We start from the raw sequence: 24782 nt of genomic DNA, 5'->3' as shown, positions 1-24782 counted from the left end.
CATGGCCCCGCGTCTCAAGGAAAAGTACGTCTCGGAGATCCGTGACGCCCTCCGCGCCGAGTTCAAGCACGAGAACATCATGCAGGTCGGCGGCCTCACCAAGATCGTCGTCAACATGGGCGTCGGCGAGGCGGCCCGCGACTCGAAGGCTCTCGAGGGCGCGATCCGCGACCTCACCCTCATCACCGGCCAGAAGCCCGTGACCACCAAGGCCAAGAAGTCCATCGCGCAGTTCAAGCTCCGCGAGGGCCAGGCGATCGGCGCTCACGTCACGCTCCGCGGCGACCGCATGTGGGAGTTCCTCGATCGTCTCCTCTCGACCGCCCTTCCCCGAATCCGCGACTTCCGCGGCCTCTCGGCGAAGCAGTTCGACGGGCACGGCAACTACACCTTCGGTCTCACCGAGCAGTCGATGTTCCACGAGATCGATCAGGACTCCATCGACCGCGTTCGCGGCATGGACATCACGGTCGTCACCTCGGCCGCGACCGACGAAGAGGGCCGCGCCCTTCTGCGTCACCTCGGCTTCCCGTTCAAGGAGGACTGACACATGGCCAAGACGTCCCTGAAGATCAAGGCGGCGCGCAAGCCGAAGTTCGGCGTCCGCGCCTACACCCGGTGCAACCGCTGCGGTCGTCCGCACTCCGTGTACCGCAAGTTCGGACTGTGCCGCGTGTGCCTGCGCGAGCTCGCCCTTCGCGGCGAACTCCCCGGTGTCACCAAGAGCAGCTGGTAAGAATCTGACGTCGCAGGTCCCGGTGTACCGGAGAAACCGCGACGAGGAAGGGGAGAATCCCCAATGACAATGACAGACCCGATTGCAGACATGCTCACACGTCTGCGCAACGCGAACCGCGCTCACCACGACTCGGTCTCCATGCCGTACTCGAAGCTGAAGAACGCGATTGCCAACATCCTGGTCGAGGAGGGCTACATCGCCTCGACGTCCGTTGAGGACGCCCGCGTGGGCAAGACCCTCATCCTGAACCTGAAGTACGGCTCGCACCGCGAGGCCGCGATTCAGGGGCTGCAGCGCGTGTCCAAGCCCGGTCTGCGCGTGTACGCCAAGTCCACCAACCTGCCCAAGGTCCGCGGCGGCCTCGGCGTGGCGATCCTGTCCACGTCCTCCGGCCTGCTCACCGACCGTCAGGCGGCCGACAAGGGCGTGGGCGGGGAAGTCCTCGCCTACGTCTGGTGATGAGGAGGCTTCACAATGTCGCGAATCGGTAAGACCCCCATCGCCATCCCCGCCGGAGTCGACGTCGCCATCAATGGCGCCGACGTCACCGTCAAGGGCAAGAAGGGCGAACTCACGCACACCGTCGCCGCTCCGATCTCGGTCGCGATCGAAGACGGACAGATCCTGGTCACCCGCCCCGACGACGAGCGCGCCTCGCGTTCGCTCCACGGGCTCACCCGCACGCTCATCGCGAACATGATCGTCGGCGTGACCGAGGGCTACAAGAAGGAGCTCGAGATCACCGGTACCGGTTACCGCGTGGTCGCGAAGGGCAAGAACCTCGAGTTCTCGCTCGGCTTCTCCCACACCGTTCCCGTCGCCGCCCCCGAGGGCATCGAGTTCACCGTCGAATCCCAGACCAAGTTCACGGTCCACGGCATCGACAAGCAGCTCGTCGGCGAGACGGCCGCTCGCATCCGCAAGCTGAAGAAGCCCGAGCCCTACAAGGGCAAGGGCATCCACTACGTGGGTGAAACGATCCGTCGCAAGGTCGGAAAGGCTGGTAAGTGATGGCTTACACCGTCAAGGGCAAGGGCAAGTTCGTCGCTCGCAAGCGTCGTCACCTCCGCCTGCGCAAGAAGGTCAACGGCACGCCCGAGCGCCCCCGTCTCGTCGTCACCCGTTCGAACCGTCACATCGTCGCCCAGGTCATCGACGACACCGTCGGTCGCACTCTCGTGTCCGCCTCGGACATGGAGACCGCCCTCGTCAACGAGGAGGGCACCAAGACCGACAAGGCCCGCAAGGTCGGCGCCCTCGTCGCCGAGCGCGCGAAGGAGGCCGGCGTGACCGCCGTCGTCTTCGACCGTGGTGGCAACAAGTACCACGGCCGCATTGCGGCCGTCGCCGAAGCCGCCCGTGAGGCCGGCCTCGAGCTGTGACCGGATCCAAGGAAAGAGAGATCAACTGATGGCTGCACCGCAGCGAACCAGGAACGGTCAGGAAGGCTCTGAGCGTTCCGGCGACGGCGAGCGTCGCGACCGCCGCAATGGCCGCGGCAACGACCGCGACAACCGTCGCGGCAATGACAAGAACGAGTACATCGAGCGCGTTGTCACCATCAACCGCGTCTCCAAGGTCGTGAAGGGCGGACGCCGTTTCTCCTTCACCGCCCTGGTCGTCGTGGGCGATGGTGAGGGCACCGTCGGTGTCGGCTACGGAAAGGCCAAGGAAGTTCCCCAGGCCATTTCCAAGGGCGTCGAAGAGGCGAAGAAGAACTTCGTCCGCGTCCCGATGATCCGCCGCACCATCACGCACCTCGTGCAGGGCCGCGACGCCGCCGGCGTCGTGCTGCTCCGCCCGGCCGCCCCGGGAACCGGCGTTATCGCCGGCGGTCCGGTCCGCGCCGTGCTCGAGGCCGCCGGTGTGCACGACGTGCTCACCAAGTCCCTCGGCTCCGACAACGCGATCAACATCGTCCACGCGACGATCGACGCGCTCAAGCAGCTCGAGCAGCCCGAGGCCGTCGCGGCACGCCGCGGCCTCCCGCTCGAGCGGGTCGCCCCGGCCTCGATGCTCCGCGCTCGCGCGGAGGGCGAAGCCGAGAAGCGCGCTGCTGCTGAGAAGGCTGAGGCCGACAAGGCCTCCGCGGGGGTGAATGAGTGATGGCGAAGATCAAGATCACGCAGATCAAGTCCACGATCGGCGCCAAGCAGAACATGAAGGACACCCTGCGCACCCTCGGGCTGCGCAAGATCGGCCAGTCCGTCGTCCGTGAGGACATCGCCACCGTTCGCGGTGCGGTGCACACGGTGCGTCACCTGGTCACCGTTGAGGAGGTCGACTGACCATGGCGGACTCGAAGAACGCCTCGCAGGAGAAGGTGCAGATCGTCAAGCTGCACCACCTGCGGCCGGCCCCCGGCGCCAAGACCGCGAAGACCCGCGTGGGTCGCGGTGAGGGCTCCAAGGGTAAGACCGCGGGACGTGGCACCAAGGGCACGAAGGCCCGCTACCAGGTGTCCGCAGGTTTCGAGGGCGGCCAGATGCCGATCCACATGCGCCTGCCGAAGCTCCGCGGCTTCAAGAACCCCTTCCGCGTCGAATACCAGGTCGTCAACGTCGCCAAGCTCGGGGAGCTCTTCCCCGAGGGAGGCAAGGTGACGGTCGAGGATCTCGTCGCGAAGCACGCCGTCCGCGACGGCGCGCCCGTCAAGGTGCTCGGCTCCGGCGAACTGTCGGTGAAGCTCGAGGTCGAGGTGGACTCCTGGTCCGCCTCCGCCGCCGAGAAGATCACCGCGGCCGGCGGAACCATCACCGCCCGCTGACGTGCGATCGGGGGCGGCCCGGACTCCGGGCCGCCCCCGTTTCTCGTCACTGATCCCCTTCGGGATCCCCCTCGGGTCCCGTTCACGACACGACCGTGCGCGAAGCCCCCTGAAACCTGGGGTAGGCTGGCACGGTCGCCGGAGCTGCGCCCCCGGCATGCCCGTCACCAGTAGGAGGAAGCCTTGCTCAGTGCATTCGCCCAGGCGTTCCGCACGCCCGACCTGCGCCGCAAGCTGCTGTTCACGCTGTTCATCATGGCGATGTTCCGCCTCGGCTCGTACATCCCGACACCGGGTGTCGACTCGCAGGCGATCCAGACATGTCTCGCCCAGCAGTCCGAGGCGAACCTCCTCGACCTCGTCAACCTCTTCTCCGGCGGCGCACTCCTCCAGCTGTCGATCTTCGCGCTCGGCATCATGCCGTACATCACCGCGTCGATCATCATCCAGCTGCTGCGCGTGGTGATCCCCCGATTCGACGACCTCCACAAGGAGGGGCAGACCGGTCAGGCGAAGCTCACGCAGTACACGCGCTACCTCACGATCTTCCTCGGCGTCCTCCAGGCGACGACCACGATCACCCTGGCCCGCACGGGCCGCATGTTCTCCGGCTGCAACGCCAAGATCATCGCCGATGAGTCGGCGATCATGTTCCTCATCATGGTGATCGTCATGATGGCGGGCACGGGCGTCGTCATGTGGCTCGGCGAGCTCGTGACCGAGCGCGGCATCGGCAACGGCATGTCGCTCCTCATCTTCACCTCGATCGCCGCCCGCCTCCCCTCCCAGATGATCGCCATCGGCCAGGCGGGCAAGTGGGGCTCGGTCCTCGCGATCCTCCTTCTGCTCCTCGCGGTCACGCTCGCGGTCGTCTACATCGAACAGGCCCAGCGGCGCATTCCCGTGCAGTACGCGAAGCGCATGGTCGGCCGCCGCCAGTACGGCGGGACGACCACGTACATCCCCTTGAAGATCAACATGTCGGGCGTCATCCCCGTCATCTTCGCCTCCTCGATCCTCGCGCTGCCGATGATGGTGGCGCAGTTCGGCCAGCCCACCGACGGCTGGGTGCAGTGGATTTCGGCGAACTTCCACCAGAACTCTGGGGTCTACCTGACGCTCTACGCGCTCTTCATCCTCTTCTTCGCCTTCTTCTACACGTCGATCACCTTCAACCCGGAGGAGACGGCGGACAACATGAAGCGCTACGGCGGCTTCATCCCCGGTTACCGCGCCGGACGCCCGACCGCCGAGTTCCTGGCCTACGTGATCAACCGTCTGACGACTGCTGGCTCGCTCTACCTCGTGGTGATCGCCCTCCTGCCGTCGCTCCTCATCATCCCCTTGAAGCTCTCGCCGGGTCAGATGCCCTTCGGCGGCACCACGCTCCTCATCGTCGTGGGCGTCGGCCTTCAGACGGTCAAGGAGATCAACACCCAGCTCCAGCAGCATCACTACGAAGGATTCCTCCGATGACGTCCGTCATTCTCCTCGGCCCTCCGGGGGCCGGTAAGGGCACGCAGGCCGCCCGCATCGCGGAGCGGCTGGGCATCCCGGCGATTTCGACCGGTGAGATCTTCCGGACCAACATGGCCGAGGGCACCGAGATCGGCCTGCAGGCGAAGGCGTACATGGATCGGGGCGAGTTCGTCCCCGATTCGGTGACGAACGCGATGGTCCAGGCCCGTCTGTCGGCTCCGGATGCCGCGGGGGGCTTCCTCCTGGACGGCTACCCCCGCAATGTCGAGCAGGCGCGCGTCCTCGCGTCGATGTGCGAGGACCTCGGGCAGTCCATCGACCTGGTCCTCGAGATCGAGGTCGACGAGGACGAGGTCGTGGCCCGCATGCTCAAGCGCGCCGAGGAGCAGCACCGCGCCGATGACACGGAGCCCGTGATGCGCCACCGTCTTGAGGTGTATCACCAGCAGACCGAGCCGGTCGCCGCGTTCTACGCCGACCACGACCTCCTGGAGGTCGTCGACGGGACCGGTTCGATCGATGAGGTCACCGCCCGCATCTTCGCGGTTCTCGACCGTTTGGAAGGCCGCTGACGTGGCCCGTATCGAGCTCAAGACGATCGAGCAGCTCCGCTGGATGCGGCGCGCCGGTCTGGTCGTCGCGGACATCCACGCCTCGCTGCGGGACGCGGCGCGCCCGGGTGTGACGACGGCGGAGCTCGATGAGGTCTCGGCCGAGGCGATCCGCCGTAACGGCGCGACCTCGAACTTCCTCCACTACTTCGGTTATCCGGCGACGGTGTGCATTTCGGTGAACGACGTGCTCGTCCACGGCATTCCCGGTTCGCAGCGCCTGGAGGCCGGCGACATCGTGAGCTTCGACTGCGGTGCCTGGGTCGGGCAGGCCGGGCGCCAGTGGCACGGGGATGCGGCCTTCACCATGGTGGTCGGGGATCCTTTCATCTCGGATGCGGATTTCGCTTCGGGGACGAGGGCGAGCGGCCCGGCCCCTGCGGGTGTGTCCGAGGAGGTGCTCCGCAAGCGGCGTGAACTCGATGCGGTGACGCGCGAGGCGCTGTGGGCGGCTCTGGCGGGTATCGCCCGCGGGAAGCGCGTGAGCGCGGTCGGCGCAGCCGTCGAGGAGGTCGTGGCGGCTCGCGCCCTCGACTTCGGCTGGGAGGCCGGCATCATCGAGGAGTACACGGGCCACGGCATCGGCACGGCGATGCACCAGGAGCCGGAGGTTCTGAACTTCAACGCCCGTGGTATTTCGCCGCGCCTGAAGCCGGGCATGGCGCTGGCGGTGGAGCCGATGCTGACGACGGGTTCGATCGAGACCTTCACCGAGGACGATGAGTGGACGGTGCGGACCGAGGACGGCTCGGATGCGGCGCAGTGGGAGCATTCGATCGCGATCCTGCCGGACGGGGTCTCGGTGTTGACCGCTGCGGACGCGGGTGCGGCCGGGCTCGCGCCCTACGGGATCACTCCGATCAGTCTGGACTGATTGCTCGGGCCGGATGCCGTGACGGAACTCGGGGGGCGGAGCGCAATGCGCTCCGCCCCCCCGATTCGCGTCCGCCCGGTGAGACTCCTCGTCAGGAGGAAGCCCGTTCCTCCTTGCGCCCTCGGTACCACCTGTAGGTGAGGTAGGCGGGGCTCTGTTGCAAAAATCGTGAAGCTTGAGCATGCTTGGCGGAGATTGGACGGACGGAACGATGACGGATTTCAAGTGGCGCCATTTCCAGGGTGATGTGATCCTGTGGGCGGTGCGCTGGTATTGTCGCTATCCGATCAGCTATCGCGACCTTGAGGAAATGCTGGCGGAACGCGGCATTTCGGTCGACCATACGACGATCTATCGCTGGGTCCAGTGCTACGCCCCGGAGATGGAGAAGCGGCTGCGCTGGTTCTGGCGGCGTGGCTTTGATCCGAGCTGGCGCCTGGATGAAACCTACGTCAAGGTGCGGGGCAAGTGGACCTACCTGTACCGGGCAGTCGACAAGCGGGGCGACACGATCGATTTCTACCTGTCGCCGACCCGCAGCGCCAAGGCAGCGAAGCGGTTCCTGGGCAAGGCCCTGCGAGGCCTGAAGCACTGGGAAAAGCCTGCCACGCTCAATACCGACAAAGCGCCGAGCTATGGTGCAGCGATCACCGAATTGAAGCGCGAAGGAAAGCTGGACCGGGAGACGGCCCACCGGCAGGTGAAGTATCTCAATAACGTGATCGAGGCCGATCACGGAAAGCTCAAGATACTGATCAAGCCGGTGCGCGGTTTCAAATCGATCCCCACGGCCTATGCCACGATCAAGGGATTCGAAGTCATGCGAGCCCTGCGCAAAGGACAGGCTCGCCCCTGGTGCCTGCAGCCCGGCATCAGGGGCGAGGTGCGCCTTGTGGAGAGAGCTTTTGGCATTGGGCCCTCGGCGCTGACGGAGGCCATGGGCATGCTCAACCACCATTTCGCAGCAGCCGCCTGATCGGCGCAGAGCGACAGCCTACCTCTGACTGCCGCCAATCTTTGCAACAGAGCCCTTGCCCGCCTGCTTTGCCAGCTGGATACCCTGCCGCTGCCGCTCGCGCCTTTCCTGGTAATCGTCCCGCGCCATTTGTAGAGCCAGGCGTAAAAGCATGGCCTGCACACTCTCCAGCACCACCTTTGCCACGCCTTCGGCTTGGTCGGCCAGGTCGGTTAAATCGACAATGCCAGGCACTGCCAGCCGTGCGCCTTTGTCTTGTATCGAGGCAATTAGTTTCTCGGCTTCTGGTAGGGGTAGGCGGCTGATTCGGTCTATCCGCTCGGCAATGACCACCTCACCCGGCTGCAAGTCGGCAATCATCCTTAACAGCTCCGGGCGGTCTGCTCGCGCTCCGCTGGCCTTCTCACGGTAAACACCGGCAACGTAATAGCCCGCGTCCTTTGCGGTCGTGATTATTTCCTCTTGACGTTCCAAGTCTTGCGCGTCCGTGCTGACGCGCAGATATACCCGCGCAACTTTCATGGCTCTGGCTCCTTTGGCTATGCCTCAAAGTGCCAGTTTATCGCCGGTGGCTCATAGCTCAAAAGGTCGGCTTATAAGTGTCGTTTTCAGAAGACGGCTGCACTGAACGTCAGAAGCCGACTGCACTATAGCAGCGGAGGGGTTGGATCCATCAGGCAACGACGGGCTGCTGCCGGCCATCAGCGGACGCAGGGAGGACTTTCCGCAACCGGCCGTTCGATGCGGCACCGATGGCCTTCGCGCAGGGGTAGTGAATCCGCCAGGATTGACTTGCGCTGCCCTACCTCTCACTAGTGAGGGGCGGCAGCGCATCAAGCGGTGAGCGCACTCCGGCACCGCCAACTTTCAGCACATGCGTGTAAATCATCGTCGTAGAGACGTCGGAATGGCCGAGCAGATCCTGCACGGTTCGAATGTCGTAACCGCTGCGGAGCAAGGCCGTCGCGAACGAGTGGCGGAGGGTGTGCGGTGTGGCGGGCTTCGTGATGCCTGCTTGTTCTACGGCACGTTTGAAGGCGCGCTGAAAGGTCTGGTCATACATGTGATGGCGACGCACGACACCGCTCCGTGGATCGGTCGAATGCGTGTGCTGCGCAAAAACCCAGAACCACGGCCAGGAATGCCCGGCGCGCGGATACTTCCGCTCAAGGGCGTCGGGAAGCGCAACGCCGCTGCGGCCCTCGGCCTGGTCCTTCAGCCACCATGCCCGTGCACGCGACAGCTGCTCGCGCAGGCTGGGTGCCAAGCTCTCGGGTAACATCAAGGCCCGATCCTTGGAGCCCTTGCCCTCCCGCACGATGATCGTGCCGTGATCGAAATCCAGATCCTTGACCCGCAGTTGCAAACCCTCACTGATCCGCATGCCCGTTCCATACAGAAGCTGGGCGAACAAACGATGCTCGCCTTCCAGAAAACCGAGGATGCGAACCACTTCATCCGGGGTCAGCACCACCGGCAAGCGCCGCGACGGCCGAGGTCTTCCGATCTCCTGAAGCCAGGGCAGATCCGTGCACAGCACCTTGCCGTAGAAGAACAGCAAGGCCGCCAATGCCTGACGATGCGTGGAGACCGAAACCTTGCGCTCGTTCGCCAGCCAGGACAGAAATGCCTCGACTTCGCTGCTGCCCAAGGTTGCCGGGTGACGCACACCGTGGAAACGGATGAAGGCACGAACCCAGTGGACATAAGCCTGTTCGGTTCGTAAGCTGTAATGCAAGTAGCGTATGCGCTCACGCAACTGGTCCAGAACCTTGACCGAACGCAGCGGTGGTAACGGCGCAGTGGCGGTTTTCATGGCTTGTTATGACTGTTTTTTTGTACAGTCTATGCCTCGGGCATCCAAGCAGCAAGCGCGTTACGCCGTGGGTCGATGTTTGATGTTATGGAGCAGCAACGATGTTACGCAGCAGGGCAGTCGCCCTAAAACAAAGTTAGGTCGCACAGGTACCACATGGAAAGAAATACTGCCGAAGATATATTTGCTGCCTGCGAGCGTGCATTAGCGAATCTTATGGAGGCAGAGATTGCAATTGCTCAAATCTCCGATCCAGTAGAGCGCGCCGAGCTCATGAAGGCACTTTTGAGTTCACTCGCCGAAATAACTGCAGGTGTTAGGGCCTCGGCTTTGCGCCAGTATCCTGACATTCATCCGCCGGAGCCACATGGAGCGCCTGATACAACAATCGTTGAAGAAGATGTCGCTATAGTCTCCCAACTGACCACTATTGACATTACCGCCATAGACAAAGCCCTCCTAGCAGAGTGCGCATCTTCTTGGCAAAAGGTTGCCCGTGTTGTGGGGGATGCATTGCACTCTTCCTCCCCAAACCTCAAAAAAGTTCCAGTTGGCTATTACGCCCAAAGGATTATTGCGCTGGTCGAGCTCGGAAAGCTTGAATCTCAAGGAAATCTTCATTACATCCGAAGCAGTGAGGTCAGGCTTCCAAATGACAGTAAAAGTGCAGCCTAACCCTTCAATCAACAGGGACAGTCCAAAGCTAGCGCTTTGTCCTGCCCCTTATTTCAAACGTTAGACATCATGAGGGACGCAGTGATCGCCGAAATTTCGACACAACTGTTAGAGGTGCTTAGTGTCATTGAGCGCCATCTGGAGCCGACGTTGCTGGCCGTGCATTTGTACGGCTCCGCAGTGAATGGCGGCCTGAAGCCATACAGCGATATTGATTTGCTGGTTACTGTGACTGTAAGGCTTAATGAAACAACGCGGCGAGCTTTGCTCAACGACCTTCTGGAGGTTTCGACTTTCCCCGGCGAGAGTGAGGCTCTCCGCGCTATAGAAGTCACCATTGTCGTGCACGACGACATCATTCCGTGGCGTTATCCAGCTAAGCGAGAACTGCAATTTGGAGAATGGCAGCGCAATGACATTCTTGCGGGTATCTTCGAGCCAGCCACGATCGACATTGATCTGGCTATCTTGCTGACAAAAGCAAGAGAACATAGCGTTGCCTTGGTAGGTCCAGCGGCGGAGGAACTCTTTGATCCGGTCCCTGAACAGGATCTATTCGAGGCACTAAATGAAACCTTGAAGCTATGGAACTCGCAGCCCGACTGGGCTGGCGATGAGCGAAATGTAGTGCTTACGTTGTCTCGTATTTGGTACAGCGCAGTAACCGGCAAAATCGCGCCGAAGGATGTCGCTGCCGACTGGGCAATGGAGCGCCTACCGGCCCAGTATCAGCCCGTCTTGCTTGAAGCTAGACAGGCTTATCTTGGACAAGAAGAAGATCGCTTGGCCTTGCACGCTGATCAGTTGGAAGAATTTGTTCACTACGTGAAAGGCGAGAGCACCAAGGTAGTCGGCAAATGATGTCTAACAATTCGTTCAAGCCGACGCCGCTTCGCGGCGCGGCTTAACTCGAGCGTTAGATGCACTAAGCACATAATTGCTCACAGCCAAACTATCAGGTCAAGTCTGCTTTTATTATTTTTAAGCGTGCATAATAAGCCCTACACAAATTGGGAGATATATCATGAAAGGCTGGCTTTTTCTTGTTATCGCAATAGTTGGCGAAGTAATCGCAACATCCGCATTAAAATCTAGCGAGGGCTTTACTAAGCTTGCCCCTTCCGCCGTTGTCATAATCGGTTATGGCATCGCATTTTATTTTCTTTCTCTGGTTCTGAAATCCATCCCTGTCGGTGTTGCTTATGCAGTCTGGTCGGGACTCGGCGTCGTCATAATTACAGCCATTGCCTGGTTGCTTCATGGGCAAAAGCTTGATGCGTGGGGCTTTGTAGGTATGGGGCTCATAATTGCTGCCTTTTTGCTCGCCCGATCCCCATCGTGGAAGTCGCTGCGGAGGCCGACGCCATGGTGACGGTGTTCGGCATTCTGAATCTCACCGAGGACTCCTTCTTCGATGAGAGCCGGCGGCTAGACCCCGCCGGCGCTGTCACCGCGGCGATCGAAATGCTGCGAGTCGGATCAGACGTCGTGGATGTCGGACCGGCCGCCAGCCATCCGGACGCGAGGCCTGTATCGCCGGCCGATGAGATCAGACGTATTGCGCCGCTCTTAGACGCCCTGTCCGATCAGATGCACCGTGTTTCAATCGACAGCTTCCAACCGGAAACCCAGCGCTATGCGCTCAAGCGCGGCGTGGGCTACCTGAACGATATCCAAGGATTTCCTGACCCTGCGCTCTATCCCGATATTGCTGAGGCGGACTGCAGGCTGGTGGTTATGCACTCAGCGCAGCGGGATGGCATCGCCACCCGCACCGGTCACCTTCGACCCGAAGACGCGCTCGACGAGATTGTGCGGTTCTTCGAGGCGCGGGTTTCCGCCTTGCGACGGAGCGGGGTCGCTGCCGACCGGCTCATCCTCGATCCGGGGATGGGATTTTTCTTGAGCCCCGCACCGGAAACATCGCTGCACGTGCTGTCGAACCTTCAAAAGCTGAAGTCGGCGTTGGGGCTTCCGCTATTGGTCTCGGTGTCGCGGAAATCCTTCTTGGGCGCCACCGTTGGCCTTCCTGTAAAGGATCTGGGTCCAGCGAGCCTTGCGGCGGAACTTCACGCGATCGGCAATGGCGCTGACTACGTCCGCACCCACGCGCCTGGAGATCTGCGAAGCGCAATCACCTTCTCGGAAACCCTCGCGAAATTTCGCAGTCGCGACGCCAGAGACCGAGGGTTAGATCATGCCTAGCATTCACCTTCCGGCCGCCCGCTAGCGGACCCTGGTCAGGTTCCGCGAAGGTGGGCGCAGACATGCTGGGCTCGTCAGGATCAAACTGCACTATGAGGCGGCGGTTCATACCGCGCCAGGGGAGCGAATGGACAGCGAGGAGCCTCCGAACGTTCGGGTCGCCTGCTCGGGTGATATCGACGAGGTTGTGCGGCTGATGCACGACGCTGCGGCGTGGATGTCCGCCAAGGGAACGCCCGCCTGGGACGTCGCGCGGATCGACCGGACATTCGCGGAGACCTTCGTCCTGAGATCCGAGCTCCTAGTCGGGGTCTGCTGAAGGTTGAGTTGACTCGTTTCCTTCTACGCCGCGAGTGCGACTTTGCCCAGCATAACCATTTCAAACTCGATCGGTGTCAACCGCCCGAGCCCGCGCTGGCGGCGCTTGCGATGATACGTCCCCTCGATCCATGACACGATCGCGAGGCGCAGCTCCAGCCTGGTCCGCCACGACTGCCGATCGAGCACGTTTTTCTGCAGCAAACTAAAGAAACTTTCCATCGCTGCGTTGTCCGCGGCTGATCCCACTCGGCCCATCGAGCCGCGCAGCCCGGCCCGTGTGAGGGCTTGCTGAAACTTCCGCGACCTGAATTGAGATCCGCGGTCCGAGTGCACCACAACACCTGTCGGGATGCCGCGGTGGGCGACCGCCATCTCGAGCGCGTCTACCGCAAGTCTTGCCTTCATGCGCTTATCGATCGAGTAGCCGACAATCTTGTTCCCGCACAGATCTTTGATCGCACACAGGTACAGTTTTCCCTCCGCGGTCCAATGCTCGGTGATGTCTGTCAGCCACACCTGGTTTGGGGTGTCAGCGGTGAAGTTGCGTTGCACGAGATCGTCTCCCACGGGCGGGCCAGCCTGCTGGTAGCGGCGTGTTCGCTGCGTGATCACAGAAGTGATCCCAGCCACGTTACACAGCCGCCACACGCGTCGCTCTGACAACACATGACCGAGGTCTTCCAGCTCGTCAGAGAGACCCCGATACCCAAACTCGGGCTCTTCCGCATGCAAATCATGCAGCTCATTGATCAAGTGCGCCTCTTCCCATACGCGGTCAGCGACGGGCTGCCGCACCCACTTGTAGTAGCCCTGTTTGCTGAAGCCCAACACCCTGCACGTCACCGCGACCGGCACCCTGATGGGGGCGCCGGCCGCAGCCAATTCACGGACGAGCGGGTACATCATTTTGGGGGCGTGATGTGTACCTGTGACAGATACGCTGCCGCGCGGCGCAGCACCTCAACTTCTTGTTCGAGGAGCCGGTTGCGTTTCATCAGCTCCCGCACCCGCGCATCCTCGACCGGCGACTCAACCTCTTTTGACGCGGGTAACCCCATGTCGGCACGGTCAGCGTCAGTCACCCATTTTGAGAGCGCCGACTTCGACACCCCAAGGTCTTTGCCGATCTGTCTTTGACTGTTGCCTTGTCGCACCAGCGCGACCGCGTCGCGCTTGAATTCCTCGCTGTACTTCGCCATGGCTCATATCCTCCCAGCCCGTCCCTTCGAACAAGCATCCAGGAGTCAACCAAAGCTTCAGCAGACCCATCAGGAAACGCAATCGAGACGGACGGCAAACGAAAGTGAGCGACCGCTAGAGAGCTGAACAGACCCGACGAGTCCGATCCGGTCTACCTGAAAGCGCAGATCCGGACACGAAAAGCACGAATTGCGACGCAATGGTCCGGGATCAAGCCGCTTTCATCTGGATCACTCGGCGGCCGGGATACGGCGACTTAGAGCCCTGTACTGGCGGGGCGAGTAGCCCACACTCTGTTTGAAAAGCCGCCCGGCATAGTCTGGGTCAGGCCATCCCAACTGAGATGCAATCGTAGCGATTGGCGCGTCGGTGGTGCGCAAAAGTTCAGCCATTCGCTCGGCCCGCAGCATTGTCAAGTAGGCGATCGGGGTCTTGCCGAACGCTTCGCGAAACACCCGGCCGAGCCTCGACCGTGACAAATGCACTGAAGCGGCGAGCCGGTCTAGCGTCCACTCCTCGGCGAGCCCGTCGCGAAGCATTCGAGCAGCCAGGCGCGCTTCTTCCTGCACTGGTGAGAACGCGCGGCGCCGTGGCAAACGCGGCAGCACACTTGTCCGGCCACGAGGCACGATACCTCCATCGTCGAGCGTTGGCACGACGATGTCGAAGATGCAGAACAGGAGCGCTTGGAGCCGGTAGAACCGCTCCGGCAACAGGCCATTCGTGCTTAGGGCGGTTAGTTCGTCCAGCCATGGCGTAAGCAAGCTAGCTCGGTTTTCCCCGAGGCGCACTACATGAATCGGGTCAGTATCTTGGGCATCGAGGAAGGTCTGGGTGTCGAGCCGATCGGTGAAGTGCGCAGCGTACTGCCAGAAGATCTGATCGACCAGATAGTCGTTGTCCACGTACAGTGTGGTTATGGTGACCCATGGTTCCGGCTCGACACGGAACAGGGTACAGGGAGAGATCAGCGCAACGTCACCGATATTGAGATAGTGGTCACCGAACTTTCCGAACAGAATTGCGGACCCCGCGCGAACAACCGCCATCTGGGCGCAGTCGAACGCACGGGGCCCGAGAGGGCGATGCATGGTCCCTAAGCGAGCCACGACTGGTGAAAACTCGCTACCGCGTGTTCTCACTAACCTTGGCACCACGTCGAGCTCCTGGCTCGTCCATGTACGCCTCCGTTGTCGTTGGCGGACGCAATTGCACCTGTCGGACTCGCCACGAGTGAGTCCTCACTGATCCTCGGCAAATCGGCGCCCAAAGTAGCGAGCCAAATCCGTGGCGAGTTCATTGTCGAAAGTCCCGTCTTGCTCCCTCTTGGTCGTGCGGTTGCCGGCGTTGGGTAAGGCGGGACCACAACACGGCCCATGTATCAGCCCGGAGATCGCGTGGCAGGCGAACATCCCCGAGTGACAGCTCACTGAGCACTCGGGATGCCTGGTTGCTTGGCGCTCCACTCGCTCGGCCAAGGATCTGTGGGAGAGTGCGACCTCTGCCGGTGAACGCTGCACGCACGAAGCTCTCATAGTTGCGCCGTTCCGCTGAAGACACGAGGGGTTTTTCGCGGCGAGCTATGTGGAGAATTCCACCGTCTACGCTTGGCTGCGGTGCGAAATGGCGTGCTGGTACTCGACCACGCAACTCGAATACATACCAGGGAGCGGCTTGTGCAGTCATCATCGTGCATCCGCCGACGCCAGCCCGCTTCCGTGCGACTTCCCACTGTGTCAGTAGAACTGCATAGTTCCAGGTGGATGATTTAAGCAGGCGGCGCAGAATTGGGGTCGTCAGGTTGAAGGGGATGTTCCCCACTATGACCGGAAAGTCGAGTGAGAAACGCAGAGCGTCGGCACGCTCGACTCGAACTGTAGGAATATCCCGCTGCAAACGTTTGACAAGTTGTTCATCAACATCGATTGCGGTGATATCTCGATTTAGTAGAGACAGTTTCCGCGTGATGGCACCATCGCCGGCACCTACTTCAAGGATGCTCCCTTCTGTATCGCGAACGACCGCAATGAAACGGTCAATGGTGCTGGGACTACGGAGAAAGTTCTGGCCGAGTTCATGACGGCCGCCAAAGGTTGATTGAAATCGCATGTGAGCGCTCCAAGAGTCATGGGAATTGGAGCACCCGACGTCACAACGAACACTGAAAGAGGTGGGAACGCGCGCGCGGGTGCGGTGGACACTCCGTGCGATGGCGTCAACAATCTGGGTTCAAAAAGAGAGCGCTCAGGTCGCTACGAGCGACTGTCGCTATCCCCAGAGAGCGCCATCAGCGCGCGAAAATCAAAGTTCCCATAAACGTCAGGCTACTTGACCCTCCGTAGAATGCCAAGCCGCTGGCCGACGTGTCAACGGACGTCGTTCCCCATGCTTCCGGGCTAGGCTAGGTGAATCGCGCGACCCGGCGTGGTATAATTTGCGCCATGGGTGCGCTGATTCTTTAGTACGGGACGCCGCGTTGAGCTCTCTCCGTGGTGGGTCCTATGCGCGCCGGGCGGTAGTACGTTGCAGGCGCGAGGTTCCCGTACACCGTGCGACTCCGTTTTCGAGTCGCACCTGTTGCGATTCTGCTGGTGTTCCCGCCTGCCGGTCGCGCAGAGGAGTTCGCTTTGCCCCGTTCAACACCGTTCAACCTGCACACGAGTGCCACTAAAACCCATCACCGTATTTGCTCAATCCGGAACGGCACCGTCCGTTTCGCCGACATGTGGTGTTCCGAAACATCGATATCAGCGTCGGGGCTCACGAACGACTCGCGGTCATCGGGGACAACGGCGCCGGAAAATCGACCCTCCTGCAGGTTCTCGCCGGAATCGTTTCCCTGGAATCCGGTGAGCGCACCGTCGAGCTTCCAGGTGGCTTCGTCCTTGCCGAGCAGCAACCTCACTTTCCACCCGAAGCCACGATCTCCAACGCACTAGACGAGTTGCTAGTCGAGGTTCGAGAGATCGAGGCGGCAATGCAGCACATCAGCGATAGCATTGCGGATGCTGCTGAATCCGAACTTCCTGCTCTCCTCAACAACCTGGCTGAACTAACAGATCAATTTGAGGCCAGAGACGGGTACGGCGTTGACCAGAGAATCGACGCTGCACTCAACCAACTCTCCCTTGAAGGTTTGGATCGCACCCGTCTCGTGGGTTCACTATCCGGCGGCGAGCGTACGCGACTAGCGCTCGCGGCGGCGCTGTCCTCTCAATCGGACTTGATCCTCCTCGACGAACCCACGAACGACCTCGACGAAAAGGGCGTGGCATGGTTAGAGGAGAGACTCTCGGAACATCGAGGTGCGCTTGTCGTCGTGACTCACGATCGGGCGTTTCTCGACCGAGTAGCAACAGAAATTGTCGCCGTGGAAGATGGGGAACTCCGGAGGTATGGCAACGGTTACGCGGGATACCTTGCCGCGCGCGACACAGAGCGACAGCGCCTCCTCACTCAGTACGAGACGTGGCGGCAGGAACTCTCTCGGAGTGAGGCATTGTTGGCCTCGAACTCGTTCCGCCTCACTGCAATTCCGCGCAAGCAAGAGAGAGCTAGCTTTGGTCACGGTGCTTTCCGGGCTCGAAGCAGCGACCACGGCGCGACAGGAAGAGTCAGGCAAGCCAAGGAACGCGTGGCACGATTGCACGCAGACCCAGTGTCAAGACCCGCAGACCTTCTGAGCTTTTCGCCCGCCTTCACAAACCGGTCGCTCGTCCAGGACCCCGACGCGATGCCCGAGCAAACACTACTCCTAGCCGCGCATTCGCTACGCAACAGGGCGAGCATCGGACAACCGGGGCTGCTGCTCGACTCGCTCGAAGTTCACGAGGGCGACCGTTGGCTCATCGCGGGACCAAACGGAGCGGGGAAGACCACGCTCCTGCGCGCGCTTGCCGGCGAGTTCCCCCTGCAAGAAGGCGAGATATGGGGGACACCCGACCTTCGCATAGCATGGCTCCGGCAGGAACCCGCGGGCGAGATCGGAAGCACCCTTTTGGAAGCGTTTGCCGAGGCAACACACTCCTATGCGGGGGACGCAGCAGAAACGCTTCTCGCACTGGGGCTCTTCTCGCCACGTGACCTGGAACTACAGATGAACAAGTTGTCCGTTGGGCAACGTCGACGCATGGAAGTCGCCGTTGCGGTGTCCGCGCCCAGTGATATTTTGTTCCTCGACGAACCCACGAACCACCTTTCACCGGAACTTGTCGAGCAAATGGAAGACGCGCTACGCGATTACCCAGGGGCAGTCCTCACCGTTACACACGATCGGCGATGGCAAGAAAAAGTGCTGGCAAGAGGCAGTGTGCAAAGAGTTCATGTTGACCTCGGCGGCATAGCGAGCGTTGAATGTTGAGTGTTGAATGACTTCCGAAGGATGCCGCGTGAATTGGCAGACGGGCCCCTCACTTCCGGTGGCGTGACGTCGTTCTCAGGGGCAGTCGCCGTCTGTCTCAGGCGGAGTGCCCCTCGACTGATGTCTACCCGATATTGCTAAAGAACGCGCGAAGTGCATAGAGAGCTTGTACCGGAAGAACTCCGTTGCCGAGAACAGCGGTCTGCTGGTTTAGTGTAAGCCCATGGGCTTCAGCTGTCACCCAGCCTGTGGGAAGCCCCATCAGCCATTCGACGAACTCCGGTGCCGGGCGAGGTCCAGCCTTCTTCGTCAGGAGTTCAGGTGACGGAGCTTGGCGTCCTGTGACGCGTTCCCAGCGAGTGATGGCGTCGGCGTAGCGTCCCCATCGTCGAGCAGCGCGTCGATCAGTGAACACAGAGTCTCGGAGTCGTTGTTCTTGTTCGGTGAGCCATGCGGTCCGTGGAGGGCGAAGTCGATGATCTGGTGTGAAAGCGCGATGGTCCCACGACGCGCCTTCACCTGCTGCAGACTCTCTCCGCCTCGGGAGACGTCCGAGGCGAGCGGGGTCCGGAACAGTGCGACGGGCGAGGATGAAGACTCGGTAGCGAGGGTGCGGTGCACCGATGGCGGAAGCGGGAAGACCGATCCATTGCGCGTCATACCGGAGGTCGGCCAGGTCTCCCAGAACTGCTCCTGCTGCCCGAAGAGGTCGAGCTGCGGTTTCTCCCAGATGCCACGGGTCGCGTTCCATACCGCGAGAGGTAGCGGCTTCTGGGTTTGCATGTTCGGGGTTGCGTTGCTCATTCTTGTCTCCTTCGTTGCCTGCGCGGATTGCGTCTGCGGAGAGCAGTCCGCGGACGTTCTCAATCACAACCCACTCGGGTTGCAGTACGTCGATCGCCGCTGCCATGTGCGCCCACAAGCCGGAGCGAGTGCCGGGTTTCAGGCCGGCCATTTTCCCCACAGTCGATATGTCCTGGCAGGGAAACCCGCCGCAGAGTATGTCTATCGGTGGAACGGTACCCCAGTTGATCGCAGTGATGTCGCCGAGGTTCGGGGCATCTGGCCAGTGGTGGGAGAAGACGCGGGCGACGGGTTGGTTGATTTCGGAGAACCAGACCGTGCATGCGTCGAAGGCTTCCTCGACCGCAAGATCAAGTCCCCCGTAGCCCGAGAACAGCGATCCGAGCCGTAGCGGTGTGGTCCGGTCGGTCGGGGTCTGAGTAGCCACTGGGAAACCTCCTGTAACGGTGACTCCGGAGCTTTGCTGTTGCTCCGAGCTGGTCACTCACCAGGTGCACGAACCACCCCAGCACGCCGCCACTCAGTCGATGCCTCGCATCTCGCGCTAGCCGCCGTCGACGCGTAGCGTCTCCGACCTCTCACGGTTCGCTCGAACGGGTTGTCACGCGTCTTGCAAGCGAGGTCCGGCACCCGATTAGCCGGGTGCCGGAGGGTGTGCTGTGGGAGGGTGATGACACCTGGGTCTGCTGAAGGTTGAGTTGACTCGTTTCCTTCTACGCCGCGAGTGCGACTTTGCCCAGCATAACCATTTCAAACTCGATCGGTGTCAACCGCCCGAGCCCGCGCTGGCGGCGCTTGCGATGATACGTCCCCTCGATCCATGACACGATCGCGAGGCGCAGCTCCAGCCTGGTCCGCCACGACTGCCGATCGAGCACGTTTTTCTGCAGCAAACTAAAGAAACTTTCCATCGCTGCGTTGTCCGCGGCTGATCCCACTCGGCCCATCGAGCCGCGCAGCCCGGCCCGTGTGAGGGCTTGCTGAAACTTCCGCGACCTGAATTGAGATCCGCGGTCCGAGTGCACCACAACACCTGTCGGGATGCCGCGGTGGGCGACCGCCATCTCGAGCGCGTCTACCGCAAGTCTTGCCTTCATGCGCTTATCGATCGAGTAGCCGACAATCTTGTTCCCGCACAGATCTTTGATCGCACACAGGTACAGTTTTCCCTCCGCGGTCCAATGCTCGGTGATGTCTGTCAGCCACACCTGGTTTGGGGTGTCAGCGGTGAAGTTGCGTTGCACGAGATCGTCTCCCACGGGCGGGCCAGCCTGCTGGTAGCGGCGTGTTCGCTGCGTGATCACAGAAGTGATCCCAGCCACGTTACACAGCCGCCACACGCGTCGCTCTGACAACACATGACCGAGGTCTTCCAGCTCGTCAGAGAGACCCCGATACCCAAACTCGGGCTCTTCCGCATGCAAATCATGCAGCTCATTGATCAAGTGCGCCTCTTCCCATACGCGGTCAGCGACGGGCTGCCGCACCCACTTGTAGTAGCCCTGTTTGCTGAAGCCCAACACCCTGCACGTCACCGCGACCGGCACCCTGATGGGGGCGCCGGCCGCAGCCAATTCACGGACGAGCGGGTACATCATTTTGGGGGCGTGATGTGTACCTGTGACAGATACGCTGCCGCGCGGCGCAGCACCTCAACTTCTTGTTCGAGGAGCCGGTTGCGTTTCATCAGCTCCCGCACCCGCGCATCCTCGACCGGCGACTCAACCTCTTTTGACGCGGGTAACCCCATGTCGGCACGGTCAGCGTCAGTCACCCATTTTGAGAGCGCCGACTTCGACACCCCAAGGTCTTTGCCGATCTGTCTTTGACTGTTGCCTTGTCGCACCAGCGCGACCGCGTCGCGCTTGAATTCCTCGCTGTACTTCGCCATGGCTCATATCCTCCCAGCCCGTCCCTTCGAACAAGCATCCAGGAGTCAACCAAAGCTTCAGCAGACCCTCTTCCGCGCGGGGAAGAACGCATACTGCCCGGCCCGGGCGTGGTCTATTGGAACGTTCCCGTGGTCGACACGACGAGATCGCCGTTCGGCAAGGAACTTGGCCGCGCCGCCTGGAAACGTACGACCACGAATCGCAACATCCGCACCGTCAACAAGATCGCGGCGTGAGCCGCGACAATGAGGATCGCACCGGAGCGATCACACCCCAGAAGCCGCGCATTGTTCGCGGCGCACTGCGCCTGGTGTCCGTCCGATGATGCGTGTGAAGGCGCGGTTGAATGCCGCTTCGGAGTGGTAGCCGAGTTCGGTGGCGAGTCGGGCCGCGGTGGTGTTCTCTTCACGGAGCCGGGTGTGGGCGATGTTCATCCGCCAGCGGGTGAGGTACGCGATCGGTGCTTCCCCGACGAGCTCTGCGAAACGCGTGCTGAATGATGAGCGCGACATCGCTGTGAGAGTTGCGAGTCGTTCGAGCGTCCATTCGTGACCAGGGTTGGCGTGGATTGCTTCAAGCGCTCTGCCGATTCGTTCGTCTTGCACGGCGCGTAGCCATCCGGTGCCGGTGTCGGGAGCGGTGGCGAGCCAGGTGCGGATCGCTTGGATGACGAGGATATCGGCGAGTCTGGTCGCCACGGCTTCCCCGCCGGGCTGTGTGCGGGAGAGTTCACCGGCCATGAGGCGCAACGTGTCACGGATCGCTCCGTCGGCGGAGGCAGTGTCACCGCCGACGGACAAGAGCTGTGGGAGCGCACGCATGAGCTCTCGTGCTGCGGGGTCGTCGAACGTGACGATGCCGCAGATCAATTGGCCGGGGCGGCCATCGCCGCCGTGCTGCAGGCGGGAGTAGCGGTCGGTGAGGTACTGCTGCGGCAGGAGATCGACGCGAGGACCTGACGGCGCGTCTGGCGCGCTGGCGAGATGATGTCCGAGTCCATGTGGCACGAGCGCGAGGTCTCCTGCCCGCAGCTCGCAGGGTTCACCGCCGGGCAGTCGGATCCAGCAGGTACCGGCGGTGACGACGTGAAAGCTGATGGAGTCGGAAATGGCTGGCATCTCGAGTGCCCAGGGCTCGGTGAGCTGGGCATGGCAGTAGAACGTGCTGCGCATTCGAAGCGTGTGCAGTACTCGGGCCAACCGATCCGTGCGGCCGGGCGTGACGGCATCTTCCATGCATACAGCTTCGCATGGATGGTTACGATAGTTCCGCCCATTTCGGTTGAACGAGCAAGAATATTGAATTCTGAGTCATAGATTTACCTTCGTTTACCTCGTACTGTCGAACTATTAAGTGAGTTATACGACCGAAGGGAAACGCGATGTACGTCATTGCTGGGGCAACAGGCAGAGTCGGATCGAATGCGGCAAGGCAGCTACTGTCCGCGGGAGCGGAAGTGCGGGTGCTCGTGCGCCGCAGGGCTGATGCCGATGCCTGGGAGGCGCAAGGAGCCGGAGCACGCCTCGTCTCATTGGACGACCGTTCCACACTGACTGAAGCGCTTACAGGTTGCGCTGGGTTCTTCGCCCTGCTTCCGTTCGATCTCACGGTCGACGCTCTCGACGACCACGCGGAACGTCTGATCGAGTCGATCGCTGGGGCCGTGGCCGACGCCGGGGTGCCGCATGTCGTGCTGCTCTCGTCCGGGGGTGCGGACCTTGCCGAGGGTACCGGACCGATCGCAGGGCTGCACCGCATGGAAGTCGCTCTGCGTGCAACGGGAACGGTGCTCAGTGCGTTACGCTCGGGTCACTTCCAGGAGAAGCTCACCGATGTGCTCGATGCGGCTCGCGAGAGCGGCATCTACCCCGTGTTCGCAGGTTCGGCGGATATGCCCATCCCGATGGTCGCCACTGCTGACCTTGGAGCAGTCGCCGCCGATGTCCTGCAATCCCCTCCAGGCGTGAGCGAAGCAATTGATGTTCTCGGCCCTTCGTATTCGGAGCGAACTGTTGCTACGGTGTTGGGTCGCGCACTGGGCCAGGAATTGACGGTCGAGCTGATCCCAAAAGAAGCATGGGTGGACGCATTTACCGAAGCAGGCTTCCGGTCGCATATCGCAGTAAGCCTTGCCGAGCTGTATCAAGCTGATCAACAGGGGCTGCTCGCGCCACGTGGCGACCGCCGGGTTAGCGGGCATACGCCGATCGAGGTCACGATCGACCGCCTCCTCCGGGCAAACTGAAGAGGCAGACAGAGATGTCCGTCCTTCTGACGAGCATGCTCTCGGTCGCGACCGTCACCAATGGGCTGCTCGCAGGAGCGTTCTTCGTATTCTCCTGCGCCGTCGTTCCCGGCCTCCGACGTGTAGATGATCACACATTCGTGCGCGCGTTCCAGACGATCAACCGCGCGATTCTGAACGGATGGTTCTTGAGCATTTTCATCACGGCTCCCATCACAGGAGTTGCCTGTGCCGCATTCAGCGTCTGGTGGAACGCGCCGTTCCCACCCACGCTCATCTGCACTGCTGCAGGTGGATCGTTGCTCACCTTCATCATCACGGCAGCAAAGAACGTGCCGCTGAACACCCAGCTTGATCGCGCGACGTGCGGTAACCCGGAAGAGATCCGGGCTGCACGCCAAGCCTTCGAACGCTCATGGGGGCGCTGGAACTTCGTCCGCACGCTCGCCAGCGTCGTGGCGCTCGGCTGCCTTGTCATCGCGGAGATTTCAATATAGTCAGACGCCTCCAGGTCGAGGGCTGTCATGCCGGTGTGTAGTCAGGCAGGTCAATGTCGGACGCTTTGCTGAACTGTTTCTCCATGAAGCCTCGCATAGGCCAGCGTGTTGCCCACGACATCGACGCCTGCATGAACCGGATCGCAAGAGCCGTCATCGGCGCATATCCGCCAGGCCCGCCCGCAAGCTGCTGCGCACCCTCGACATACGGGCGAACGAGGCGATCGTACGCCGCGAACGCAGCGGCATGGTCGCTTCCGTCTCCGAGTTCTCCGGCGAGCACATAGGCGCCCACCAGCGCGACGCTGGTGCCGAGCCCGCTGAGCGGGGTCGGACAGGCGGCTGCATCCCCGATCAGGGCAATGCGGCCATTCCACCAGCGAGACAGTTGAACCTTCCCCATCTCATCGAACGAGAAATCCGATGCCGAGCGCGCGGCCTCGAGCAGCCGCGGAACATGCCATCCGACACCACCGAACCGATCTTCCAGGAGTGCGATCTGGGAGGCGCGGTCGCGTCGGTCGTGGCCGACCCTCTCTCCGGGGCGGGTACGAAAGCTCAGCGCTGCTTTGGACTCACTTGGCTGGCTCCCGGGCCTGATCGAGGCCACGAGTCCGCCGGTGTGGTTGTACAACTGATACCAGTTGTCGAGTTCTTCGAACGCCGGAGCGGTGAACCATGCCGTGTACAGCCCGAGCGGATGGACGAAGTCCTCTTCCCGCCCAAAAGCGGCCGTCCGAACTGCCGAATGTAAGCCGTCGGCGCCGATGACGAAATCGAAACGCTGTGGGCGTGCGCCACGGAACGTGACATTCACGTAGTTCGAACTCTGCGCGAGCTCGGTGATGGTGTCGTTGAAGATCCACTCGATACCGTCACCGAGCTGTTGGTAGAGCAGGTCGACGAGATCGCCGCGGAGGATCTCGATCTCCGAGATGAATCCTTCTCCCGAACGCATCCGTCGGCATGGCGGCGCGTGTCTGGCCGTGTGCGTCGACCCAGGACATGCCCGCCTGCTCGAGGCCGATCGCACGCGCCCCATTGAGCAGCCCCATACGGTCGATGACTGTGCGTCCGGCGCCGCGCAGGTCGACGGCTTGACCGCCGGGCCCTGGGCTGGGAGCGATCTCGACGATCGTGACGGAGAATCCGTGCCTTCGAAGCCAGTAGGCGCATGCCAGTCCTGCGATGCTTGCGCCAGAGATGAGTACTCGTCGTTCATTCATATTCATGACGCCAAACCTAAGGAAGGCCTGAGATGGTGAGCAAGCTCGTACTAGTACAGCGATGCTGAGACCTGCTCCACTGTGACGGAATGGCA

30 protein-coding genes and 1 pseudogene are annotated in these 24782 nt (G+C 61.7%); 20 read left to right on the top strand and 11 right to left on the bottom strand.

Translation table 11 applies throughout. The annotated features are described in order from the left end of the window. Position 1: 1 nt before the first annotated feature. The 12 genes from rplE (at position 2) to HD592_RS09735 (ending at position 7446) form a co-directional block, all read left to right on the top strand. On the top strand, positions 2–547 hold the full coding sequence (gene rplE / locus HD592_RS09790) for a 50S ribosomal protein L5 (RefSeq protein WP_184453724.1): 546 nt from the start codon (positions 2–4) through the stop codon (positions 545–547). A 3-nt stretch (positions 548–550) separates the two neighbouring features. Next, positions 551–736: a type Z 30S ribosomal protein S14 gene (locus HD592_RS09785; RefSeq protein ID WP_154476222.1), complete on the top strand. Its 186-nt coding sequence runs from the start codon at positions 551–553 to the stop codon at positions 734–736. Between the two features lie 63 nt (positions 737–799). Next, complete coding sequence (gene rpsH / locus HD592_RS09780; protein ID WP_184453722.1) at positions 800–1198, top strand: 30S ribosomal protein S8; 399 nt, start codon at positions 800–802, stop codon at positions 1196–1198. A 15-nt stretch (positions 1199–1213) separates the two neighbouring features. Next, positions 1214–1750, top strand: coding sequence for a 50S ribosomal protein L6 (rplF, locus tag HD592_RS09775; protein ID WP_184453720.1), 537 nt, complete (start codon positions 1214–1216; stop codon positions 1748–1750). Then, positions 1750–2121, top strand: coding sequence for a 50S ribosomal protein L18 (gene rplR, locus HD592_RS09770; RefSeq protein ID WP_184453718.1), 372 nt, complete (start codon positions 1750–1752; stop codon positions 2119–2121). The genes rplF and rplR overlap by 1 nt, the downstream gene beginning before the upstream one ends. A 28-nt stretch (positions 2122–2149) precedes the next feature. Continuing rightward, positions 2150–2845, top strand: a complete 696-nt coding sequence (gene rpsE / locus HD592_RS09765; protein ID WP_184453716.1) for a 30S ribosomal protein S5 — start codon at positions 2150–2152, stop codon at positions 2843–2845. Continuing rightward, a complete protein-coding gene (rpmD, locus tag HD592_RS09760) occupies positions 2845–3027 on the top strand; it encodes a 50S ribosomal protein L30 (protein ID WP_184453713.1) in 183 nt (60 codons plus the stop codon). The genes rpsE and rpmD overlap by 1 nt, the downstream gene beginning before the upstream one ends. Positions 3028–3029: 2 nt before the next feature. Continuing rightward, a complete protein-coding gene (gene rplO, locus HD592_RS09755; protein WP_154476234.1) occupies positions 3030–3506 on the top strand; it encodes a 50S ribosomal protein L15 in 477 nt (158 codons plus the stop codon). Positions 3507–3689: 183 nt separating this feature from the next. Then, on the top strand, positions 3690–4982 hold the full coding sequence (secY, locus tag HD592_RS09750; protein WP_154476236.1) for a preprotein translocase subunit SecY: 1293 nt from the start codon (positions 3690–3692) through the stop codon (positions 4980–4982). After that, a complete protein-coding gene (locus tag HD592_RS09745; RefSeq protein ID WP_184453711.1) occupies positions 4979–5557 on the top strand; it encodes an adenylate kinase in 579 nt (192 codons plus the stop codon). Before secY ends, HD592_RS09745 begins: the two co-directional genes overlap by 4 nt. Before the next feature lies 1 nt (position 5558). Beyond that, positions 5559–6470 (top strand): type I methionyl aminopeptidase, encoded by a 912-nt coding sequence (locus tag HD592_RS09740; RefSeq protein WP_184453709.1) that lies wholly within the window; start codon positions 5559–5561, stop codon positions 6468–6470. Between the two features lie 211 nt (positions 6471–6681). Then, positions 6682–7446 carry an IS6-like element IS6100 family transposase gene (locus HD592_RS09735; protein ID WP_001389365.1) on the top strand — a complete coding sequence of 255 codons (765 nt, stop codon included), beginning with the start codon at positions 6682–6684 and terminating at the stop codon, positions 7444–7446. Positions 7447–7464: 18 nt separating this feature from the next. On the opposite strand, the gene HD592_RS09730 is transcribed toward HD592_RS09735, so the two are convergent. Together HD592_RS09730 and intI1 are read right to left on the bottom strand one after the other, a co-directional pair. Then, positions 7465–7968, bottom strand: a complete 504-nt coding sequence (locus tag HD592_RS09730) for a recombinase family protein (RefSeq protein ID WP_184453707.1) — start codon at positions 7966–7968, stop codon at positions 7465–7467. Positions 7969–8248: 280 nt separating this feature from the next. Beyond that, on the bottom strand, positions 8249–9262 hold the full coding sequence (gene intI1 / locus HD592_RS09725; protein ID WP_000845048.1) for a class 1 integron integrase IntI1: 1014 nt from the start codon (positions 9260–9262) through the stop codon (positions 8249–8251). A gap of 156 nt (positions 9263–9418) precedes the next feature. On the opposite strand from intI1, the gene HD592_RS09720 reads away from it, so the two are divergent. The 5 genes from HD592_RS09720 (at position 9419) to HD592_RS09700 (ending at position 12461) form a co-directional block, all read left to right on the top strand. Beyond that, positions 9419–9937 (top strand): DUF3658 domain-containing protein, encoded by a 519-nt coding sequence (locus HD592_RS09720; protein WP_050918499.1) that lies wholly within the window; start codon positions 9419–9421, stop codon positions 9935–9937. Positions 9938–10006: 69 nt separating this feature from the next. Next, positions 10007–10798 (top strand): AadA family aminoglycoside 3''-O-nucleotidyltransferase, encoded by a 792-nt coding sequence (locus HD592_RS09715; RefSeq protein ID WP_018716282.1) that lies wholly within the window; start codon positions 10007–10009, stop codon positions 10796–10798. A 163-nt stretch (positions 10799–10961) separates the two neighbouring features. Continuing rightward, a complete protein-coding gene (locus HD592_RS09710) occupies positions 10962–11309 on the top strand; it encodes a quaternary ammonium compound efflux SMR transporter QacE delta 1 (protein ID WP_000679427.1) in 348 nt (115 codons plus the stop codon). Next, positions 11303–12142, top strand: a complete 840-nt coding sequence (sul1, locus tag HD592_RS09705) for a sulfonamide-resistant dihydropteroate synthase Sul1 (RefSeq protein WP_000259031.1) — start codon at positions 11303–11305, stop codon at positions 12140–12142. Before HD592_RS09710 ends, sul1 begins: the two co-directional genes overlap by 7 nt. Before the next feature lie 127 nt (positions 12143–12269). Then, the gene (locus tag HD592_RS09700) at positions 12270–12461 is read left to right on the top strand and encodes a hypothetical protein (protein WP_184453705.1); all 192 of its coding nucleotides are present in this window, start codon (positions 12270–12272) and stop codon (positions 12459–12461) included. A 23-nt stretch (positions 12462–12484) separates the two neighbouring features. Here HD592_RS09700 and HD592_RS09695 read toward each other — a convergent pair. The 3 genes from HD592_RS09695 to erm all read right to left on the bottom strand — a co-directional run bounded on the left by HD592_RS09695 (position 12485) and on the right by erm (position 15772). Next, positions 12485–13662, bottom strand: a protein-coding gene (locus HD592_RS09695; RefSeq protein ID WP_184453695.1) for an IS3 family transposase whose coding sequence is annotated in 2 segments (ribosomal slippage) — positions 12485–13380 and positions 13380–13662 — 1179 coding nt in all. Because the reading frame shifts where the segments join, the coding sequence is not laid out codon by codon here. 231 nt (positions 13663–13893) lie between these two features. Continuing rightward, positions 13894–14712 carry a helix-turn-helix transcriptional regulator gene (locus HD592_RS09690; RefSeq protein WP_221437876.1) on the bottom strand — a complete coding sequence of 273 codons (819 nt, stop codon included), beginning with the start codon at positions 14710–14712 and terminating at the stop codon, positions 13894–13896. Between the two features lie 247 nt (positions 14713–14959). Then, positions 14960–15772: a 23S ribosomal RNA methyltransferase Erm gene (erm, locus tag HD592_RS12710; RefSeq protein ID WP_184453701.1), complete on the bottom strand. Its 813-nt coding sequence runs from the start codon at positions 15770–15772 to the stop codon at positions 14960–14962. Positions 15773–16349: 577 nt separating this feature from the next. Between erm and HD592_RS09680 the strand changes: the two genes are divergently transcribed. Then, entirely contained in the window at positions 16350–18023 is a 1674-nt protein-coding gene (locus tag HD592_RS09680) for an ABC-F family ATP-binding cassette domain-containing protein (protein ID WP_246430015.1), read from the top strand. A 309-nt stretch (positions 18024–18332) separates the two neighbouring features. Here the strand turns inward: HD592_RS09680 and HD592_RS12235 are convergent, their stop codons facing one another. From HD592_RS12235 to HD592_RS09665, 4 genes and pseudogenes are all read right to left on the bottom strand, one after another. Continuing rightward, on the bottom strand, positions 18333–18827 hold the full coding sequence (locus HD592_RS12235) for a hypothetical protein (RefSeq protein ID WP_246430014.1): 495 nt from the start codon (positions 18825–18827) through the stop codon (positions 18333–18335). Positions 18828–18867: 40 nt separating this feature from the next. Next, a pseudogene (locus HD592_RS12705) lies at positions 18868–19254 on the bottom strand (DNA cytosine methyltransferase); the annotation flags it as partial. A gap of 286 nt (positions 19255–19540) precedes the next feature. After that, a protein-coding gene (locus tag HD592_RS09670) for an IS3 family transposase (RefSeq protein ID WP_184453695.1) occupies positions 19541–20718 on the bottom strand; the annotation gives its coding sequence in 2 pieces (ribosomal slippage) (positions 19541–20436 and positions 20436–20718; 1179 coding nt in all). A gap of 267 nt (positions 20719–20985) precedes the next feature. Next, positions 20986–21954, bottom strand: coding sequence for an AraC family transcriptional regulator (locus tag HD592_RS09665; protein WP_049620405.1), 969 nt, complete (start codon positions 21952–21954; stop codon positions 20986–20988). A gap of 146 nt (positions 21955–22100) precedes the next feature. Between HD592_RS09665 and HD592_RS09660 the strand changes: the two genes are divergently transcribed. Both HD592_RS09660 and HD592_RS12700 read left to right on the top strand, forming a co-directional pair. Continuing rightward, the gene (locus HD592_RS09660) at positions 22101–22964 is read left to right on the top strand and encodes an NmrA family NAD(P)-binding protein (RefSeq protein ID WP_049620404.1); all 864 of its coding nucleotides are present in this window, start codon (positions 22101–22103) and stop codon (positions 22962–22964) included. A 14-nt stretch (positions 22965–22978) separates the two neighbouring features. Then, entirely contained in the window at positions 22979–23461 is a 483-nt protein-coding gene (locus tag HD592_RS12700) for an anthrone oxygenase family protein (RefSeq protein WP_092919879.1), read from the top strand. A 25-nt stretch (positions 23462–23486) separates the two neighbouring features. Here the strand turns inward: HD592_RS12700 and HD592_RS09650 are convergent, their stop codons facing one another. Then, positions 23487–24419, bottom strand: coding sequence for an FAD-dependent monooxygenase (locus tag HD592_RS09650; protein WP_197077864.1), 933 nt, complete (start codon positions 24417–24419; stop codon positions 23487–23489). Then, the gene (locus tag HD592_RS12695; protein WP_368607246.1) at positions 24337–24687 is read right to left on the bottom strand and encodes an NAD(P)-binding protein; all 351 of its coding nucleotides are present in this window, start codon (positions 24685–24687) and stop codon (positions 24337–24339) included. The genes HD592_RS09650 and HD592_RS12695 overlap by 83 nt, the downstream gene beginning before the upstream one ends. Positions 24688–24782: the final 95 nt, after the last annotated feature.

The sequence above is a fragment of the Schaalia hyovaginalis genome (assembly GCF_014208035.1).
Classification (GTDB): Bacteria; Actinomycetota; Actinomycetes; order Actinomycetales; family Actinomycetaceae; genus Pauljensenia; species Pauljensenia hyovaginalis.
The sequence above is the reverse complement of the archived record's forward strand: the minus strand, read 5'-3'. Positions and strand labels throughout refer to the sequence as shown.

Bases quoted from the DNA above. Each gene is read 5' to 3' on its own strand.
- HD592_RS09735 (WP_001389365.1), top strand. From the start codon at position 6,682: ATGACGGATTTCAAGTGGCGCCATTTCCAGGGTGATGTGATCCTGTGG.
- HD592_RS09745 (WP_184453711.1), top strand. From the start codon at position 4,979: ATGACGTCCGTCATTCTCCTCGGCCCTCCGGGGGCCGGTAAGGGCACG.
- HD592_RS09660 (WP_049620404.1), top strand. From the start codon at position 22,101: ATGTACGTCATTGCTGGGGCAACAGGCAGAGTCGGATCGAATGCGGCA.
- erm (WP_184453701.1), bottom strand. From the start codon at position 15,772: ATGCGATTTCAATCAACCTTTGGCGGCCGTCATGAACTCGGCCAGAAC.
- intI1 (WP_000845048.1), bottom strand. From the start codon at position 9,262: ATGAAAACCGCCACTGCGCCGTTACCACCGCTGCGTTCGGTCAAGGTT.
- sul1 (WP_000259031.1), top strand. From the start codon at position 11,303: ATGGTGACGGTGTTCGGCATTCTGAATCTCACCGAGGACTCCTTCTTC.
- HD592_RS09700 (WP_184453705.1), top strand. From the start codon at position 12,270: ATGGACAGCGAGGAGCCTCCGAACGTTCGGGTCGCCTGCTCGGGTGAT.
- rpmD (WP_184453713.1), top strand. From the start codon at position 2,845: ATGGCGAAGATCAAGATCACGCAGATCAAGTCCACGATCGGCGCCAAG.
- rpsE (WP_184453716.1), top strand. From the start codon at position 2,150: ATGGCTGCACCGCAGCGAACCAGGAACGGTCAGGAAGGCTCTGAGCGT.
- HD592_RS12700 (WP_092919879.1), top strand. From the start codon at position 22,979: ATGTCCGTCCTTCTGACGAGCATGCTCTCGGTCGCGACCGTCACCAAT.
- HD592_RS12235 (WP_246430014.1), bottom strand. From the start codon at position 18,827: ATGAGCAACGCAACCCCGAACATGCAAACCCAGAAGCCGCTACCTCTC.
- HD592_RS09650 (WP_197077864.1), bottom strand. From the start codon at position 24,419: ATGCGTTCGGGAGAAGGATTCATCTCGGAGATCGAGATCCTCCGCGGC.
- HD592_RS09665 (WP_049620405.1), bottom strand. From the start codon at position 21,954: ATGGAAGATGCCGTCACGCCCGGCCGCACGGATCGGTTGGCCCGAGTA.
- HD592_RS09710 (WP_000679427.1), top strand. From the start codon at position 10,962: ATGAAAGGCTGGCTTTTTCTTGTTATCGCAATAGTTGGCGAAGTAATC.
- HD592_RS09730 (WP_184453707.1), bottom strand. From the start codon at position 7,968: ATGAAAGTTGCGCGGGTATATCTGCGCGTCAGCACGGACGCGCAAGAC.
- rpsH (WP_184453722.1), top strand. From the start codon at position 800: ATGACAATGACAGACCCGATTGCAGACATGCTCACACGTCTGCGCAAC.
- HD592_RS09720 (WP_050918499.1), top strand. From the start codon at position 9,419: ATGGAAAGAAATACTGCCGAAGATATATTTGCTGCCTGCGAGCGTGCA.
- rplF (WP_184453720.1), top strand. From the start codon at position 1,214: ATGTCGCGAATCGGTAAGACCCCCATCGCCATCCCCGCCGGAGTCGAC.
- HD592_RS09690 (WP_221437876.1), bottom strand. From the start codon at position 14,712: ATGGCGGTTGTTCGCGCGGGGTCCGCAATTCTGTTCGGAAAGTTCGGT.
- rplO (WP_154476234.1), top strand. From the start codon at position 3,030: ATGGCGGACTCGAAGAACGCCTCGCAGGAGAAGGTGCAGATCGTCAAG.
- HD592_RS09785 (WP_154476222.1), top strand. From the start codon at position 551: ATGGCCAAGACGTCCCTGAAGATCAAGGCGGCGCGCAAGCCGAAGTTC.
- rplR (WP_184453718.1), top strand. From the start codon at position 1,750: ATGGCTTACACCGTCAAGGGCAAGGGCAAGTTCGTCGCTCGCAAGCGT.
- HD592_RS12695 (WP_368607246.1), bottom strand. From the start codon at position 24,687: ATGAATGAACGACGAGTACTCATCTCTGGCGCAAGCATCGCAGGACTG.
- HD592_RS09715 (WP_018716282.1), top strand. From the start codon at position 10,007: ATGAGGGACGCAGTGATCGCCGAAATTTCGACACAACTGTTAGAGGTG.
- rplE (WP_184453724.1), top strand. From the start codon at position 2: ATGGCCCCGCGTCTCAAGGAAAAGTACGTCTCGGAGATCCGTGACGCC.